15 protein-coding genes are annotated in these 16,743 nt (G+C 63.0%); 4 read left to right on the forward strand and 11 right to left on the reverse strand.

The annotated features are described in order from the left end of the window. Window positions 1–37: 37 nt before the first annotated feature. Window positions 38–1,750, forward strand: coding sequence for an FAD-dependent oxidoreductase (locus VXM67_RS14500; protein ID WP_367237709.1), 1,713 nt, complete (start codon window positions 38–40; stop codon window positions 1,748–1,750). Window positions 1,751–1,880: 130 nt separating this feature from the next. Continuing rightward, window positions 1,881–3,206: an MFS transporter gene (locus VXM67_RS14505; RefSeq protein ID WP_277686206.1), complete on the forward strand. Its 1,326-nt coding sequence runs from the start codon at window positions 1,881–1,883 to the stop codon at window positions 3,204–3,206. 89 nt (window positions 3,207–3,295) lie between these two features. Here VXM67_RS14505 and VXM67_RS14510 read toward each other — a convergent pair whose 3' ends face one another. From VXM67_RS14510 to VXM67_RS14520, 3 genes are all read right to left on the reverse strand, one after another. Further along, complete coding sequence (locus VXM67_RS14510) at window positions 3,296–4,111, reverse strand: sugar phosphate isomerase/epimerase (RefSeq protein ID WP_104883868.1); 816 nt, start codon at window positions 4,109–4,111, stop codon at window positions 3,296–3,298. Window positions 4,112–4,191: 80 nt separating this feature from the next. Further along, window positions 4,192–5,241 carry a Gfo/Idh/MocA family protein gene (locus VXM67_RS14515; RefSeq protein WP_027907377.1) on the reverse strand — a complete coding sequence of 350 codons (1,050 nt, stop codon included), beginning with the start codon at window positions 5,239–5,241 and terminating at the stop codon, window positions 4,192–4,194. Window positions 5,242–5,388: 147 nt separating this feature from the next. Then, complete coding sequence (locus VXM67_RS14520; protein ID WP_023380688.1) at window positions 5,389–6,168, reverse strand: IclR family transcriptional regulator; 780 nt, start codon at window positions 6,166–6,168, stop codon at window positions 5,389–5,391. Between the two features lie 188 nt (window positions 6,169–6,356). Between VXM67_RS14520 and VXM67_RS14525 the strand changes: the two genes are divergently transcribed. Then, the gene (locus VXM67_RS14525; protein WP_027907376.1) at window positions 6,357–8,069 is read left to right on the forward strand and encodes an FAD-dependent oxidoreductase; all 1,713 of its coding nucleotides are present in this window, start codon (window positions 6,357–6,359) and stop codon (window positions 8,067–8,069) included. 33 nt (window positions 8,070–8,102) lie between these two features. On the opposite strand, the gene VXM67_RS14530 is transcribed toward VXM67_RS14525, so the two are convergent. The 4 genes from VXM67_RS14530 to VXM67_RS14545 all read right to left on the reverse strand — a co-directional run bounded on the left by VXM67_RS14530 (window position 8,103) and on the right by VXM67_RS14545 (window position 12,271). Next, window positions 8,103–8,852 carry a hypothetical protein gene (locus VXM67_RS14530; RefSeq protein ID WP_049818773.1) on the reverse strand — a complete coding sequence of 250 codons (750 nt, stop codon included), beginning with the start codon at window positions 8,850–8,852 and terminating at the stop codon, window positions 8,103–8,105. 75 nt (window positions 8,853–8,927) lie between these two features. Beyond that, window positions 8,928–10,568 (reverse strand): DUF5666 domain-containing protein, encoded by a 1,641-nt coding sequence (locus tag VXM67_RS14535; protein ID WP_027907374.1) that lies wholly within the window; start codon window positions 10,566–10,568, stop codon window positions 8,928–8,930. Continuing rightward, window positions 10,565–11,407 carry a DUF6502 family protein gene (locus VXM67_RS14540; RefSeq protein WP_027907373.1) on the reverse strand — a complete coding sequence of 281 codons (843 nt, stop codon included), beginning with the start codon at window positions 11,405–11,407 and terminating at the stop codon, window positions 10,565–10,567. The genes VXM67_RS14535 and VXM67_RS14540 overlap by 4 nt, the downstream gene beginning before the upstream one ends. 198 nt (window positions 11,408–11,605) lie before the next feature. Further along, window positions 11,606–12,271, reverse strand: coding sequence for a hypothetical protein (locus VXM67_RS14545; RefSeq protein WP_238346430.1), 666 nt, complete (start codon window positions 12,269–12,271; stop codon window positions 11,606–11,608). A gap of 287 nt (window positions 12,272–12,558) precedes the next feature. Between VXM67_RS14545 and VXM67_RS14550 the strand changes: the two genes are divergently transcribed. Continuing rightward, on the forward strand, window positions 12,559–13,029 hold the full coding sequence (locus VXM67_RS14550) for a YMGG-like glycine zipper-containing protein (protein ID WP_023380695.1): 471 nt from the start codon (window positions 12,559–12,561) through the stop codon (window positions 13,027–13,029). 152 nt (window positions 13,030–13,181) lie between these two features. Here the strand turns inward: VXM67_RS14550 and VXM67_RS14555 are convergent, their stop codons facing one another. From VXM67_RS14555 to VXM67_RS14570, 4 genes are read right to left on the reverse strand one after another with little or no spacing between them, the layout of a single operon-like run. Continuing rightward, complete coding sequence (locus VXM67_RS14555; protein ID WP_027907371.1) at window positions 13,182–13,718, reverse strand: membrane integrity-associated transporter subunit PqiC; 537 nt, start codon at window positions 13,716–13,718, stop codon at window positions 13,182–13,184. A 29-nt stretch (window positions 13,719–13,747) separates the two neighbouring features. After that, a complete protein-coding gene (locus VXM67_RS14560) occupies window positions 13,748–15,388 on the reverse strand; it encodes an intermembrane transport protein PqiB (protein WP_367237105.1) in 1,641 nt (546 codons plus the stop codon). After that, entirely contained in the window at window positions 15,372–16,016 is a 645-nt protein-coding gene (locus VXM67_RS14565; protein WP_023380698.1) for a paraquat-inducible protein A, read from the reverse strand. The genes VXM67_RS14560 and VXM67_RS14565 overlap by 17 nt, the downstream gene beginning before the upstream one ends. After that, window positions 16,013–16,609 (reverse strand): paraquat-inducible protein A, encoded by a 597-nt coding sequence (locus VXM67_RS14570; RefSeq protein WP_023380699.1) that lies wholly within the window; start codon window positions 16,607–16,609, stop codon window positions 16,013–16,015. Before VXM67_RS14570 ends, VXM67_RS14565 begins: the two co-directional genes overlap by 4 nt. Window positions 16,610–16,743 lie beyond the last annotated feature (134 nt).

Raw genomic sequence — 16,743 nt, forward strand, 5'->3', positions numbered from 1 at the left:
CAATTGACAACCTGACTGGAATCCCTCGATGTCAACCCTGCCCACTCTGGAATGCGATGTCCTTGTCATCGGCTCAGGTGCCTCTGGCCTTGCCGCCGCAGTCACTGCCGCGCATCACGGCTTGAACGTGATCGTCGCGGAAAAGGCCAGCCAACTGGGCGGCACCAGCGCCTGGTCGGGTGGCTGGTTGTGGATACCCCGTAACCCCCTGGCCGTCGCAGAGGGTTTCATCGAGGCCGACGACGGGCCTGAACGGTACTTGCGCGCACAAACCCAGGTAACCGAACTGGACTCCCGCCAGCGCGCCTTCTTGCGCCATGGTCCGGACATGGTGGCGTTCTTCCAGCAACATACCGCCGTGCAGTTCTTCTGCGGCTCGACAATGCCCGACATGCACGAAGGGGAAGGCAGCGCACGGGGCGGACGGTCACTGTGTGCGCTACCGTTCGATGGACGCCAACTCGGGCCATGGATACACAAGCTGCGGCCACCACTGGACATCGTCAGCCTGGCAGGCATGGGCATCGCCGGTGGCGCGGACATGGCCGCGTTCTTCAATGCCACAAGCTCGGCAAAAGCCGCCATGCACGTCAGCAAGCGCCTCCTGCGCCATGGACGCGACCTTCTGTTGCATCGACGCGGCCTGCAACTGGTCAACGGCAATGCCCTGGTAGCGCGCCTGCTGCGCAGCGCTCTGGACCTTGACGTGTGTTTGCTCACCGACCTTGCCGCGACAGGCTTGCTGGGCGACGACGACCGAATCACCGGGGCACGGTTCGCCAACGGCCAACGGGTGCGGGCCCGGCGTGGCGTGATACTGGCTTGCGGTGGTTTTCCCCATGACCGCCAGCGCATCGCCCAGTTGGTCGGCCATGCACCCGACGGTAATGCTCATCATAGCGCCGCGCCAAAGGAAAACAGCGGCGACGGCCTGCGCCTGGGCGAACAGGCCGGCGGCCAGGTCAGCCCTACGCTGGCCCATGCCGGCGCGTGGGCCCCGGTCTCCCTGGTGCCGCGAGGGGATGGCAGCCTGGGGCATTTTCCTCACCTGATCGACCGCGCCAAGCCTGGCTTCATCGTGGTACGCCGCGACGGCCGGCGCTTCGTCAACGAGGCCGACAACTACCACGACTTCATGAATGCACTGTTCGCCGCAACGCCTGAAGGTGAGCCCCATGAAGCCTGGCTGATCTGCGATCACCCCGCCCAACGTCGATATGGCATCGGCTGGGCCAAGCCCTTCCCCTTCCCCACAGGCTTCTACGAGCGGCGCGGCTATTTGTTCAGCGGCCAGACGCTGGACGCGTTGGCCGAGCACTGCGGGATCGATGCCCGTCAACTGAAAACGACAGTGGACGCTTTCAATCATCACGCAGCCCAAGGCGAGGACCCTGAGTTTCAGCGCGGCGCCACCGTCTACAACCGGGCGCAAGGCGACCCACTGCAATCGCCCAACCCATCACTGCGACCGTTGCGGCAAGGACCGTTCCACGCCGTCAGGCTGTTGCCGGGCAGCCTTGGGACCTTTGCAGGGCTGCGTACGGACGCCTGTGCGCGGGTAGTGGACAGCCATGGACGAGCGATCCCCGGCTTGTTTGCGGTCGGCAATGACATGCAGAGCATAATGGGTGGGCATTATCCAAGCGGTGGCATCACCCTTGGTCCGGGCATGACGTTCGGCTACCTGGCCGGCCTGGCGCTGAGCCAGACTCAGGCAACCTCTCGCTATTGTTCGGTTACCGAACAATAGCCCCTCCCATGAATTGACGCCTCTCCATTCACTACTCACCATTGCCTGGCCTTGCGTGTGCCCCCTGCCTGGGAAACAGCCACGACCGAGACGTACCGCAGTCATTACAATTTCAAGAAATAGCCTCGACATGACCCAATCCAAGTTCGACACCGCCTTGCCACGGCTTGGCCACGGCTCCATCGGCGACAAGCTCCGCGGCGCCTTCGCCGTCGGCAAAACCCGCTGGGGCATGCTTGCTCTGGTGTTCTTCGCCACCACCCTGAACTACATAGACCGAGCGGCGCTCGGCATCATGCAGCCGGTCTTGTCCAAGGAAATGGGCTGGACGGCGATGGATTACGCCAACATCAACTTCTGGTTCCAGGTTGGCTACGCCATCGGTTTTTTGCTGCAAGGCAGGCTGATCGACAACATTGGCGTCAAGCGTGCGTTCTTCTGCGCGGTGCTGCTCTGGAGCCTGGCCACCGGCGCCCACGGACTGGCCACTTCGGCAGCCGGCTTCATGGTGTGCCGGTTCATTCTCGGCCTGACCGAGGCGGCCAACTACCCGGCCTGCGTGAAAACCACGCGCCTGTGGTTCCCCGCAGGCGAACGTGCCATCGCCACAGGGCTGTTCAACGCCGGCACCAACGTTGGCGCCATGGTCACCCCGGCCCTGCTGCCGGTGGTTCTGGCCGTGTGGGGCTGGCAGGCTGCATTCATCGCCATGGGTTGCCTGGGCCTGGTCTGGGTAGTGTTCTGGGGCCTCAAATACTTCAATCCTGAAGATCATCCACGCCTGCGCCAGAGCGAGCTGGAATACATCCAGCAGGACGCAGAGCCTGACGTGCCACGCCTGCCGTTCAGCCGTATCCTGCGCTTGCGTGGTACCTGGGCCTTTGCCGTAGCGTACTCGATCACAGCACCGGTGTTCTGGTTCTACCTGTACTGGCTGCCACCGTTTCTCAACCAGCAATATTCCCTGGGCATCAGCGTGACCCAGATGGGCATCCCGCTAATGCTGATCTGGCTGACTGCGGACTTCGGCAGTATTGGCGGCGGCATCCTTTCATCCTGGCTGATAGGCCGTGGAGTGCGCGCCACCCGCGCCCGATTGATTTCGATGCTGGTCTTCGCCTGCACCATCATCAGCGTCGTCTTCGCCGCCAATGCCAGCGGTCTGTGGATCGCGGTCCTGGCCATTGCCGTGGCGGTGGGTGCCCACCAGGCCTGGACGGCGAACATCTGGAGCCTGGTGATGGACTACACGCCCAAGCACCTGGTGAGCACCGTGTTCGGCTTCGGCAGCATGTGCGCAGCGATCGGCGGCATGTTCATGACCCAGATCGTCGGCAGCGTCCTGACTGCCACCCACAACAACTACGCGGTGTTGTTCACCATGATCCCGGCGATGTACTTCATTGCGCTGGTCTGGATGTACTTCATGGCACCGCGCACGATCGAATCGGCCTAAGCGCGAATCCCTTTCCTCTACGGGGCCCTTCGGGGCCTCTTTTTTGGCCAAGCCGTAGGAGCCGGCTTACCGGCTCCTACAGGCAACGATCAAACTTGCGCCAATACCCCGCGTGCTTTTTCCAAGGCCATCCGCGCCCGTTGCTCGGCACTCACACCCTGCTCCATCAAGTGCCGTGTCGGAATTTCCAGGCTCAGCGGCACCGTGGCCGGCAAGGTACGTAGCAAGCCGACCAGGTCAGCGTCGCCCTCACCGGGGAAGCGCCGCTCGTTGCGGGCCTGGCGCAGGATCTCGTCCATATCGTCCGGCACCGGCCCGGCAACGTCGCAAAGCTGCGCATAATGCATGCGCTCGGGCGCCAGACTCGCGAGCGCCTGGAGGGAAGATCCGGAACGGTTGAAATGGAAGGCGTCAACCAGTACGCAGCCGTTGACTCGGTCAGCCGCTGCAACGATGTCCACCGCCTGGCTTAGGTTGCGCACGTCAGTCCAGGGCATGAATTCAAGGTGCGGGCGAATGCCATAGCTCACCGCCAGATCGCACAACGCGGCAAAGCGTTCGGTCAATCGCCCATGGTCAGGGTCGTTCCCCGCCACCAGCAGCTCGCTCCCCCCCAACTCAGCCCCCACCGCCAGGATAGGCTCGAAATCGGCGACACAGGTCTGCGGTTGCAACCGCAGGATTTCCAGGTCCAGCACCTTGATGCCCGTATCACGCAGTCGCGCTTGCGTTTGTCGGCGCAGCTCGGTATCCGCCACCAGCGGGAAATGTCGCTCTTCCCTGGTAGCGGGCACCAGACGCAGGCCCACGTGGCTGTAACCGGCGCGAGCGGCGACTTCCACCATCTGCGGTGGGGGAAGTTCAAGCACCGTCAGGGCGGCAAGGGAAAAGATTCGATCGGTCATGTGTTTCACCAAAAGCATGAAAAAGAAAGGTCTCGCCGCTGACCTGCCACAGTGGCAATCCCAGCGGCGAGGTGTAGACGTCAGATGGGGGCTGGAGCGCAGGCTCGACCGCTTTCGGCTGCCTGGCGGATGGCTTCGATCAGCGCCAGGGTGCGGCCACCATCGGCGGCATCGATCAGTGGTGCTTCCTGACCACGGGCAACGCGGATGAAGTGCTGCAACTGCAAGGTCAACGCCTCACCAGGGGGAGTGGCTTCTTCGCTTTGCAGCAGCGGTGTGTGCCAGCCCGAACCCGTCTCGGCGTAGTGCCAACGCTTGAGCTGCGGAATGCTCAGCGCACCTTCGGTCCCGGCCAGCAAGTAGCAAGGCTGGTCGGCCTGGCGTGGGTAGACTGGGCTTTCGCCGGAGCCCAGCTCCCAGCTCCAGGGCGCGGCCACCGCGTCGGATCCGGTCAGGCTGCCCAGTGCGCCGTTGGCGAACTGCAACAGCACAGCAGCGCTGTCCTCGTTGGCGAAGCCCCGCACGTCATTGCGGGTGAACGCCTGCACCTGGACCACCTCGCCACAGAGGTAGCGCAACAGGTCAAGGTCGTGAATCAGGTTGGTCAGCAGAAAACCTGCGCCCGGCTCTCGGCGCCAAGGCGTCTCGAAGTAGCTGTCGGGCTTCTGCAACTGCCACAGCGCGGTGACGTTGATCAGCCGGCCCAGTCGCCCGTCCTGAATCACTTGGCGGGCACGGGCGATCAAGGGGTTATGCCGCCGGTGATGGCCGACCAGGACCGGTACACCATGGCGTTGCGACGCCGCTACCAGTGCGCGGACCTCGTCCAGGTGTACGCCCACTGGCTTTTCTACCAGTACCGGCACCCCGGCCTCGACACAAGCCAGGGCCGTAGCGACATGCTGGTTGTTCGGGTTGGCGATGATCACCGCTTCAGGCTTGATCTGCTCCAGCATCTGGCGGTGATCAGCGAACCAAGCCACGCCACACTCGGTGGCGAAAGCCTCGGCCTGCGGGCCTGGGTCGGCCACCGCGCACAACTGCGCTTGAGGAACATTGCGCAGGTGCTGGTAATGCTGGCGGCCCATGATCCCGGCACCGATGAGTGCGATACGAAGGGGTGCGTTCAACAGTCTGTCCTCTTGTCATTATTGTCATGGCAATTCCAGAACCAGGTTCCAGAATCAACCAACAATAATTTAGAACCAAGTTCCAGATACCAGAAGCGCCCTCGACACAGACTGTGCGGTAATCGACCGCAAAATGCCCGGATACCTTTACGACGCGAACAATTCGCTGGCCTGACTGGCCGCCGACAGCTCCTCCACCGCCGCCAGCAACTGTGGCGCCAAGTCTGGCAAGCGCGCCTGGGCCATACGAGCGCTGGGGCCGGCGATGCTCAGCACGCCGATGACCTCATCACTTTGCGGACGACGCACCACGGCAGCCAGCGCCGAGGTGCCGACCGCGGAGGTTTCCTCGACCCAGGCGTAACCACGTTCGCGGGCGCGGTGCAGGTAACCGAGCAGTTCCTCCGTGGAACGCGGTGCATTCGGGCCGAACTGCGCAGGGTCGGCAATGCCTTGACGCAAGACCATCTGCAGCGCCGCTTCATCGCTCAAGCTGGCCAGCCAGGCATGCCCGGAGGCGGTGTAGAACAGCGGCGCATCCCGGCCCATGTCGGGGTCGTAGCGCAGCCCGGACCGAGCCCCCTGGGACTTGGCGATCCATGTCTGGCGGCTGCCGTCGATTACACCGAGGCGAACCAGTTCGCCGCTGTCCTGGGCCAGACGGTCGAGAATCGGCTGAATGATGTCGGCGCCGCTGTTGGAAAGGTAGCGAAAGCCCAGCGCCACCAGCTTGGCTGACAGTTGGTAGCGGCTGTTGTCGCGATTCTGACGCACGTAGCCCAGGCGAACCAGCTCGGCGAGCATGCGGTGGGTGGCACTTTTGGGGATGTCCAGGCGCTCGGCCAGGGTTTGCAATGCCAACCCGTGCGGTTCGCCGGTAAGGCATTCAACAAGACTGAAGGCGCGTTCGATCTGACTACCAGCCATGACTACGAGATCCCTTAAAAATTGGGCGAATTCTAGAAGAAAATGCCGCATCCACAGACGTCTTGACAGCCAAGTGTCCGGTTATCGACCACTAATTGCCTCTAGCCTGCGCGAATCGCTTGCATCACGCCCGGCCTGCCAAGAACATTGTGGAACCGAGTTCCAATAATAATGCAGGAGACCCCCCGATGCCCACCGATACCTTCCAAGCCGACTGTGACGTTCTGGTCATCGGCTCCGGCGCAGCCGGGCTGGCTGCTGCCGTCACGGCCGCCTGGCACGGGCAGAGCGTCATCTTGGTCGAGAAGGAGCCGGTGTTCGGCGGTGCCACGGCCTGGTCCGGCGGCTGGGCTTGGGTGCCGCGCAATCCATTGGCCCAGCGTGCGGGTATCGAGGAAAGCATCGAACAGCCACGCACCTACTTGCGCAATGAACTTGGCGAGCACTTCGACGCCGAGCGTGTCGATGCTTTCCTCGAAGCCTGCCCGCACATGGTGGCGTTTTTCGAGAAGCACACCGCGCTGCAGTTCGCCGACGGCAATGGTATCCCGGACATGCACGGCGATACCCCTGGGGCGGCCACCGGCGGCCACCAAGTGATCGCGGCGCCATACGATGCCCGCGAAGTCGGCGCCCTGCTGCCGCGCCTGCGCAAGACCCTGCGCGAAACCTCGTTCATGGGCATGCCGATCATGGCCGGTACCGACCTTGGCGCGTTCCTCAACATGACCCGCTCACCGCGGGCCTTCCTTCACGTGTGCAAGCGCTTTGGCCGTCACCTCTACCACCTTGCCCGATACGGACGTGCCATGCACCTGGTCAATGGCGTGGCGCTGGTGGCGCGGCTGGCGAAATCGGCGCAGGACCTGGGTGTGCGTCTGCTGGAGTCCGCACCGGCCAGGCACTTGCTAATGGAAGATGGCCAGGTGAAAGGGGCAGTCGTCACGACGCCCCAGGGTGAGATGCGCATTCGGGCCAAGGCAGTGGTGCTGGCCGCCGGAGGCTTTCCCAATGACACCAAACGGCGTCAGCAACTGTTCCCGCGCGACGCCACTGGCCAAGACAACCTTGCCCTGCCCCCGCTCTCCTGTTCGGGTGATGGGCTGCGCTTGGGCGAGTCGGCGGGCGGCGTGGTCGCGACCGACCTGAAGTCACCAGTGGCCTGGGCGCCGGTGTCGAAGGTGCCGCACCGTGACGGCAGCATGGGCCACTTTCCGCACATCATCGAGCGTGGCAAGCCAGGGATCATTGGCGTGCTGGCCAGCGGCGAGCGTTTCGTCAACGAAGCGCACGGCTACTACGACTACGTTTCGGCCATGGTCGATGCGGTACCACCAGGAAAAGAAGTCTGCTCATGGCTGATCTGCGATCACCGCTTCCTGCGCCGCTATGGCCTTGGTCACGCGCGTCCGGCACCGCTACCGGTATGGCCCCACCTTCGCAGCGGCTACCTCAAGCGCGGCGCGACACTGGAACAGTTGGCGCTTGCCTGTGGTATCGACGCTGCTGGATTGATCAACACCGTCGTCGATTTCAACCGCCATGCACGAACCGGCCAGGACCCCGCATTCGGACGCGGCTCCACGCCATTCAACCGAAAGCAAGGCGACCCTCTGCACAAAGGCCCTAACCCCTGCGTGGCGCCCATCGAGCAGGGCCCGTTCTACGCCGTTAAGGTTCAACCCGGTTGCTTCGGCACCTTCGCCGGCCTTCGCACCGACGGCCATGCACGAGTGCTGGACGAAGCGGGCCAGCCGATAGCCGGCTTGTACGCTGTCGGTACCGACATGGCCAGTGTGTTTGGCGGTTGGTACCCCTCTGGCGGAATCAACCTGGGTCCGGCACTGACTTTCGGCTATGTGGCTGGGAGGCACATTGCCGGGGCGACCGCCTACGAATGAACCGCTGGCACTGCTGGCGCCAGGGGCACATCATCAGAACGCATGAAATAGCATCAGGCCGCCTTCCGCATCGGGACTGGCGTCGGAGAAACCTTTGACCGCGTACAACTGAACCTTCCATTGCGCGCTCAGCTTATGGGTGACGAACAGGGTGAGTTCCTTGATTTGCGACCCAGTGGACACGACTTTCTGCCGCCAGTCATAGGAAGCACCTGCCGTGGTACCCCTCGCCACTGGCAGGGCGAACCCCAGGCTGGCGAATACCGGGTCATCGAAATCGCTGCCTGGCGGGTCGCCGTACTTCTTCCAGCCCAGAGTGGCGAAGCCGGTCACCGGGCCAAATGCCTTGGCGATGTCGACCTGACCGGTGTAGTCGTACTCACCGGTACCCAGGCACTGGTCTTCATCGGCAGTAGGGAATTTGACCTTGCCGATCAGGTCGAGCAAGACGCCACCTGCACTGCCGTCAAGCAAGGCGTAAGCCGCGCTGGTGACCGTGTCGCCCAGACCGCTTTCCACATCCCTGCAACCGCCGGGCAGCGGGTCGCCATCGGGGCCCACCTCAGGGTTGGTGATGCGTAACCAGGGTACGGTGACCTTGTACGTCATCGGGCCGGTCTCGTATTTCGCCACCACAGGGACGTACCAGATCTCCGATGTGGTGCCGGTGCCGTAGTCGCCACTGGAATAGTCCAGGCCTGAGGCCAGGGTGAACGTGTCAGCCATCGCCGATGCGCTGATGCTCGCCAGCAAGCTGGTGAACAGAGGGAGCATGGGTCTCATCCGCACCTCAACTTCCCGTTGGAACGTGTGATCCGTTTCTCCCAGCCTAGTTGTTCCATGCCGAACTGCTTACCTCTAATGCCCGGAACGTTCGGGGCGCTCGACCTTCTCGGTTTTTTCTACTTTCTCGACCTTCTCCACTTTTTCGATTTTTTCTACCTTCTCGACTTTCTCAATCTTTTCAACCCGCTCTACTTTTTCGACTTTGTCCACCTTGTCGATCTTTTCTACCTTTTCGACTTTCTCGACCTTTTCGACTTTCTCGACCTTATCGGGCTTTTCGACCTTCTCGCCTTTCTCGATCTTCTCCACTTTCTCGGCCTTCTCTACTGCCTCGGCCCTCTCTACCCTTTCGGGCCGTCCACTGTTGCCGTGGCTCTCCTGCTTTTGCGCCGCCTCGACCCGCTCTGATCCAGCGTGGTCAACCGACTCGGTCGCTCCGTGGTCATCTGCCCCGACCTCGACTCGTACGCTTTTCCCGCTGTGGTCGTCGTTGAAAGCGCGGGTATCGCCCCCGCCATGCCCACTGTTGCGCGAGCCTGTCGTACTGTTCGAGTTCTGGTCGGTGCTGCGCTCCCGATTCCCCTTGCCCGAATGGTCGAGGCGTTCGCCAGGGCTTTCGACACGTGCTGCCCGTAGCTCACGATGGCCAGTGAACACCCCACTGACCCGAACGCGCTGATCCACTGCCAGGGTCTGCGCCTGCTCGCCTACGATCACCGTGTCACGCCCCAAGGTAACCTGAATGCCGCCAACGACCAGTCGTTGGTTCTGCCGACGCTGCACAAGCCCCTCGATCACAGCCGTCTGCACCCGACCGGCGAACGGCAGGCTTGGGTCGGGCCTGCTCTGTACGACTTCCAGCTGGCGCCCGGTCCATTGTCCCCGCACCAGCACTTCCTGCGCGGGCGCCATGCGGGTCCCGAGCTTCAGCCCCTGGAGGGAGCCAGCACGGTCTATCGTGCCAATCGCGCTGGACGCCTTCAGGCCCGGCGCACGCTCGATACGGCTGGCCACCACTGCGCCATTGGCATCGCGCAGGCCGCTGACTTTGACCGGCTCGCCAGGGCGTAACCCCTCTGCCACCCTCGCCCCTGCGGCCAGCCGCACTGGCTGGCCCATTACCCGCAGTGGCCCAGCAGCATTGGGCAGCGCGGTCAACGGGCCTTCGTAGACATTGAGAATCGAGATGCGCCCAGCATTCAGACCACGCTGGGTGACGAAGGCTTCTATGGCAACGACCTGGCCGATGGCAAGGTGGGCACTACTGGCGGGCATGCCGTTCTCGCTGACTGGCACGTCTTTGCCAAAGTGAACTTCAAGGCCATTGACGCAAATCGACGCAAACCCGGTTATGGTGCCGACGATGCCTGTGCCACCGGTTCCTCCAGGGCGCAGCACCGGAGCCCCCGTTCCGCCAACACCACCGTTATCGCGATCGAACAGAATGCCGTCCACGCCGTCTGCCACTGCCCCGGTACCGCCCGTGCCACCTGGACGCTGCTGCGCAGGTGCACCCGTGCCGCCTACACCACCGCTTGCGCTCCGTACACCAGTACCACCCATGCCCCCCGGAGACTGCAGGCCCGCAGCGCCCGCCATGCCCACTTCGTCACGGCTAACACACACGGGGGCGGCTTGCACGCCGGCACAGGTCGCCAGCCCCAGACCCAAGGCCAGCATGACCACACTGAGGCAGCGCGAGAAGGCATTCATGTGTCAGGCGTCTTGTGCGAATCGGGTTGGGTAGGCTCAGTGTAGAAATAAAGCCCGATGGTGATGCGCTGACGTTGTTCAGGACTGGGCGAGTCGGCGCTTTCAAGGTCGGCGGCCATCCGACTGAAGCCTAGCAGTGTTTGCATGCCGTCCTTGGCCACCAACTCACGCAGACTTTCCACGCTGGCCAGGCTAAGGGCATCGTAGTGCACACTTCGCTCGAAAAAGGGCAGACCCTGGCCGCTCAAGTTGTGCACCGCCGCGCTGGCGTGGTCATGCAGGTTATGACCAAAGTACGCGGCTTTTTCGTCGAACCCCTTCTGCGGCACGAATGCCTCGGCTTCCAGGTGCACACGGTCTTGCTCGTCCAATCGGACGATGCCCAGTCGCAACCACTCATCGAGCACCACCCGGGCACGGATGTCGGTGCTGACCTTCGCCACCAGAGCATCGAACGAGCACGCCCCTCCGACGCTGGCCAGCCGCGGCAACGGCAGCGCCTGCCCAACATTGGCGCAGAACGGCGGGCTGTTGGTCCAGAGATTGACCAGTTGCGCACCAAGCGTGATGTTTTCCGGCAGCGCTTGCGACGCTTCACTCTCGCCGCGTAGGCGCCTGACGTCCTTGCGATGCACCCCCGTCAACAGACTGATGCGGCTATCGCTGGGCGCCTTTTCGTCCAGTCGAAACTCCCGATGGGCAACATCGACGAACACCTGCTTGAGCAGGTCGGCGAACACCGTATAGGTGACCCCCTTGCGCAGCATCAACCGCACCAGCGGGTACATCACCCGGCGCAAGGCATTGAGCATGGAGGGCGGTAATGTCGGCGATTGCATTGAGCGCATTTCCTTGACAGGTGGAAGCCGTATACGACGCGGGAAATAATCCCATACGTCCCGTAACCATTTCCTTCCCGAAACACCAAATTAACTGTCAGCGCTCATTGCACATGCGTTGAGAGGGGCAGTCGTGGACTGGGCAAGCCCAGGCAAAACCCGCCCCCCAAGGTTTTGCTCATGGCCTGTCAGCGTGGCTCAGCTCCTGCTGTTGTCATCCCCCGCTTCGCCGCCAGCGTGAGTGCCGCGGTCATCACCCGGTTCGCCACCCACAGGGTTGCCGCGATCATCGCCAGGCTCGCCACCGACGTGATTGCCATGGTCATCGCCAGGCTCACCGCCAACATGATTGCCATGATCGTCACCCGGCTCGCCGCCAACATGGTTACCGTGATCGTCGCCGGGTTCGCCGCCGACATGATTGCCATGATCATCGCCTGCTTCGGCGTGGTTGCCGCTGCGCCCGGCATTGGAGTTGCCGTCGTGACCACGGCCTGCATCGCCATGACCGCTGCCGCTGTGGCCGCCGCTGTGGCCTCCATGACCGCCACCGTCGCCGCCATGACCACCACTACCGCCGTGGCCACCACCATGACCACCGCCACCGCCATGGCCACCGCCGCCACCACCGTGGCCACCACCACCGCCATGGCCTCCGCCACCACCGTGGCCACCACCACCGCCATGGCCTCCGCCGCCACCGTGGCCACCGCCGCCACCTCCATGACCGCCCCCCCCACCCTCCTTGGCGTACGCGCTGGCGCTTTGGGAAATCGTGTCCGGAACCAAAACGATGGACGCTGACAGCACGGCGCCTATGGCCGCCGCCAGTAATGCCCTCTTGAACAACCTCTGGATTTGCATTTTCCGTCTCCTGGTCATCACCGCGAGAAACGCCAAATCAAGTCGGGAATCGTTGGAAGCTTTTACTTTTCTTAGCGTGGGAATTTTTCCCACACATATTAATTAGTCCCTTTCGCCGCGCGGTTCAAGCCGCGTCGGGAAAAGCCGACCGGTGGTGAGTGATGGCAAGTGGAGACAATCGCGACGAGGGGCGGCTTGGCGGGCTCAGAACACAGACCAGCGGGCATCAGCGCCCCGCGCTTGGAACTATTCTCTTCGATGGGGTTAGCTTCCAGTGGAGAAGAGCCATGCGTACATTCCCATGGGGATACTTGCTGGTACTGCTGCTTACCGCCTCCACAGCCCAAGCGCAGTCAGTCGTGCCGCTCAAGGGCCAAAGCAGCCAGCAGATGCAACTGGATATCAATGATTGCAACACGGTCGCCAACAATGCGACCAGCACTGCAACCCACTCCGAGCCTCACGTCGGCGGCAGGGTTCGCGGCGCGGCCGCCGGGGCCGCGGCAGGTGCGGTAGGGGCCCAGGTACGGGGCAACCAGCACGAAGAGATCTATGACCGGGCCAGCGACGAGGCCAAGCAGCAGTACCGGCAGAACCGCGCCGGTGAAGGGGCTGCGGCCGGGGCCGCCGTGGGCGGTATGCGCCAGCGCCAGGACCGCCGCCAGGACCGCCGCACTCAGGACCAGGCACAAAGCTCGGCCTATGCCAGCGCCTACAGCGGATGCCTTCAGGGACGTGGGTATCAGGTCAATCCATGATCAGCAGTACGAGGCTCTGTACGAAAAGCCTTGGTACTCGGTGATGCTGTGCTGAAAACAGCCTCGGAGTGCTCATTTACAACCCGTAAACTCCGCTTCCTCGGCTGTTTTCGCCTTGCTTGAGCTTCATCTCAAGACTATTCACACAGAGCCTAAGCGGCAGGGCAACGACCCTGCACTGCCGCGCTACGCACCGCACCGGCCAGTTGGCGCAGGTTGCTTTGCTGGGCGCTGACCAAGCTGCTGACACTGGCTTGCGCCGGTGTCTGTACCGTGGTGCGACAAGTCAGCTCGTCCTGGCCAGGCCGCTTCAACCGCCATACCGCCTCCAGCAAAGCGTGCTGGCCTGGCACTGAATCGAAGCGCTGCACGTCAACCCGCAGCACTGAGCGGACACTGCTGCCCACAGGTCCGCCAAGCTGGTCCTGCAGGGCGCTGCGGAACTCATCCACAAGGTTGGCGCCCCACCATTCGGTATCAAGTATTGCCAGGCCGCTCTGGCCCTGGCGCACCACCAATTGCGGTCGATCCACCTGCGGCGGAACACTGACCCGCTCCACCAGCACGTTAGTACCCTCTTCGCGGGTCGGCTGTGGCGGCACCAGAGTATGGTAGTGGGTGGGCGAACTGCTGCAGCCTGCAGCCAGCACCGCCAACGCGACCAGTATCACAGCGTGAATCTGAGGCATCAGGTATCACTCCTCGATCGGGTGCGGGGTCAAGGCTGCACGTCATCGGCACCCGCCGCCTTGGGCCGCCCACGAATCAGCGATTCGGGGTGCCGCCCCAGGAAGTCGGCAAGGTCACGCAGCGAACGCGACATGCGCTCCAGTTCCTGCAGCGCATCGCCCAGTTTCTCCCGCTGCGGCGAATCTTCGGCGATGGCCGAGTTGGCCGTCCGCAAGGTTTTCTGGACATCTTCCAGCGTCGCCTTCACGCCCGGCAGTGTCTGGCCGTCAAAGCGCTTGAGGGTTGCCCTGAGCTCCCGCAGGGTACCGTCCAGGTTGCCGGCGATGCTCTCCAGCGGCAGCTTGCCGAGACGTTCTACCATGTGCTGCAACTGCTCCTGCAGCTTCTCCAGGCTGCCAGGCACCGTGGGCACCGTGATCGGGCTGGCGTTCATGTCGAAGGCCACCTTCGGCGCTGCGGGGTAGAAATCCAGCGACACATACATTTGCCCGGTGATGAGGTTGCCGCTACGCGCCTGGGCTCGCAGTCCGTGCTCGACGAAAGTGCCAATCAGCCGGCGGGCACCGGCATCGTCACCGGGGGTATGGTTGAACGCCTTGAGCATTTTCTGGTGCACCGGGCCCAAGCGTTGCGGATAGATCACCGCATCCACCACCACTGGGAAAGTCTGCTTCTGTTCGTCGTAGTCGAGCGTCACTGCCACCACCTTGCCGAACTCGACCCCCTTGAATTCCACCGGCGCGCCTGGAGACAAGCCGCGCATCGACTGCTCGAAGCGCATGCGCAGGTGCTGCTGCTTGCCCGTGGGTGGCGCCAAAGCCGCGTCGCGGTCGACGAACAGACGAAACTGCTGTTGATCGGGCGCGGGGTCGGCAGGTGCTGCGAAGTCAGGCGCGCCGAACGCCAGGCCACCCATGAGGATGGATGACAGCGACTGGGTTTCGACTTTCAGTCCATTGGCACCGATCTGCATGTCGACCCCGCTGGCATTCCAGAAGCGGGTATCGGCGGTAACGAAGGCATCGTAGGGCGACTGTACGAACACGCCGATGTCCACCCCTTTGCCATCCTGCTGCAGGGCGTAGGAAACCACCTCGCCGACCGGGATCCGCCGGTAGTAGATCGACGAGCCGACATCCAGCGAACCGAGGTCGTCCGCACTCAGGGTGAAGTGCTTGCCCTTCTCGCCATAGGTGATCGGAGGTGGTAGTTCGAGCCCGGTGAAGCGCTTGCGCGGCGCCGTCGACTCACCGGCATCGGCGCCGATGAAACTGCCCGAGAGCAAGGTGTCCACCCCTGAAACGCCCCCGGCCCCGATGCGAGGTCGCACTACCCAATAGCGCGCACCTTCGGTGGCGAACGATTCGGCTTCCTTGGCCAGTTCCACCTGCACCACCACGCTTTCGCGGTCCTTGGCCAGTTCTACCGTGGTGACCTCGCCGATCACCACGCTGCGGTAACGCACCTGGGTCTTGTGCGCCACCAACCCCTCCCCGCTGCGAAACGAGATGGTAATGACCGGCCCCTGCTGCATCCAGTTGCGCACCACCAGCGAGGCGCCCACCAGCAAGGCCAGGATAGGTACGATCCACACCAGCGACACATTCACCCGCCGGGTCAGCACCTGAGGCTGACCTGCTGCCACGGGTTTGTCAGTCTGCTGCGCCATCGCTGCGCTCTCCGTCTTGTGGCTCGCCATCCCAGATCAGTCGTGGGTCGAAGCTCATCGCAGAAAACATCGTCAGCACCACCACCAAACCGAAGAACAGAATGCCTGGACGCGGTTCGATGGTTCCCAGGCCACGCAGTTGCACCAGCGCAGCCACCAAGGCCACCACCATCACATCGAGCATCGACCAATAACCGATCAACTCGACACAGCGAAACAGTTGCGAGCGCTGACGCCTCGCCCAGGTGCTGCGTCGCTGGGCGGTTACCAACAGCAGGCCGAGGGAAAAAAACTTGATCGCGGGCACACCGATGCTGGCGATGAAGATGATCAAGGCAATGTCCCACGCCCCCGCCTCCCAGAACTCCAACACCCCACCAACGATGGTGCTGTCGGTACCCTGGCCAAGCATTTCGGTGTTCATCACCGGCAAGGCATTGGCCGGCACATAGAAGATCAGTGCTGCGCACAGAAACGCCCAGCCACGGGCAATGGGATTGACCTTGCGTCGGTGCAGCGGCGCACCGCAGCGTTGGCAGTGACAGGCATCTTCGCGCAGGTCGCAGGCCTGACCGCAGCCGTGGCACAGGCACACCTGCAGGTCGTCGGCCAACACCGGGACTGTCATACCTGCTCCCACAGGTCGCGGATATCGCGCCCGGCGATGTAGATCAGCAATACACTCAGCGCCGCCAGGGCAATCAGGCCGATACCAGGGATCACATCGAGCAAGCCGGCAAGCTTGATCACCGCCACCATCGCGCCGAGCAGGCAGACTTCCAGCATGCTCCAGGGCCTCAGCCTTTCCAGGGCCTGCATGCAAGCGCCAAACGCGGGTGAACGGCGGCCGGCCATGGCAAAGCTCAATACCCAGCACAGCACGGCGATCTGCAGCACCGGCGCGAAAATGATCGACAGCGCCAGTACCAATGCCATGAACGTAATGCTACCGCTACTCAGGACCATCACCGCGTCCCACAGCGTCGCCGAGTTGGACAGCCCGCTCATGCTGATGGTCATCACCGGGTAGGCATTGGCGAACACCAGCAGCACGCCACCCGTGATGCTGAGCGCCAGGCGCTGTTGGGGAGTCAGCCCATTGTGCCGATACAGCACGCCGCCACAGCGCGTGCACACAGCACTCTGGTGGCGCCGCAGCGGAGCACGGTGATAGACCGCGTCACAGTACTCGCAGATGATCAGGTCATTGCCCTTGCTCATGGCTTCTCTCGCGGCAGGTCCGAATGCCCTGCACAGCCCATATCGCAGGCAAGATTAGTCAAGAAATGGCCAGTGCGTATTGGCCTCGATGTACAGTCGAACAACACCGGGAAACAGTATGTTCACCTCACCCG

The sequence above is a fragment of the Pseudomonas sp. Rh2 genome, assembly GCF_040762985.1.
GTDB lineage: Bacteria > Pseudomonadota > Gammaproteobacteria > Pseudomonadales > Pseudomonadaceae > Aquipseudomonas > Aquipseudomonas taiwanensis.

Coding starts and splice junctions, on each gene's coding strand:
- VXM67_RS14505 (WP_277686206.1), top strand. CDS start 1,881: ATGACCCAATCCAAGTTCGACACCGCCTTGCCACGGCTTGGCCACGGC.
- VXM67_RS14510 (WP_104883868.1), bottom strand. CDS start 4,111: ATGACCGATCGAATCTTTTCCCTTGCCGCCCTGACGGTGCTTGAACTT.
- VXM67_RS14520 (WP_023380688.1), bottom strand. CDS start 6,168: ATGGCTGGTAGTCAGATCGAACGCGCCTTCAGTCTTGTTGAATGCCTT.
- VXM67_RS14525 (WP_027907376.1), top strand. CDS start 6,357: ATGCCCACCGATACCTTCCAAGCCGACTGTGACGTTCTGGTCATCGGC.
- VXM67_RS14530 (WP_049818773.1), bottom strand. CDS start 8,852: ATGAGACCCATGCTCCCTCTGTTCACCAGCTTGCTGGCGAGCATCAGC.
- VXM67_RS14535 (WP_027907374.1), bottom strand. CDS start 10,568: ATGAATGCCTTCTCGCGCTGCCTCAGTGTGGTCATGCTGGCCTTGGGT.
- VXM67_RS14540 (WP_027907373.1), bottom strand. CDS start 11,407: ATGCAATCGCCGACATTACCGCCCTCCATGCTCAATGCCTTGCGCCGG.
- VXM67_RS14545 (WP_238346430.1), bottom strand. CDS start 12,271: ATGCAAATCCAGAGGTTGTTCAAGAGGGCATTACTGGCGGCGGCCATA.
- VXM67_RS14550 (WP_023380695.1), top strand. CDS start 12,559: ATGCGTACATTCCCATGGGGATACTTGCTGGTACTGCTGCTTACCGCC.
- VXM67_RS14555 (WP_027907371.1), bottom strand. CDS start 13,718: ATGCCTCAGATTCACGCTGTGATACTGGTCGCGTTGGCGGTGCTGGCT.
- VXM67_RS14560 (WP_367237105.1), bottom strand. CDS start 15,388: ATGGCGCAGCAGACTGACAAACCCGTGGCAGCAGGTCAGCCTCAGGTG.
- VXM67_RS14565 (WP_023380698.1), bottom strand. CDS start 16,016: ATGACAGTCCCGGTGTTGGCCGACGACCTGCAGGTGTGCCTGTGCCAC.
- VXM67_RS14570 (WP_023380699.1), bottom strand. CDS start 16,609: ATGAGCAAGGGCAATGACCTGATCATCTGCGAGTACTGTGACGCGGTC.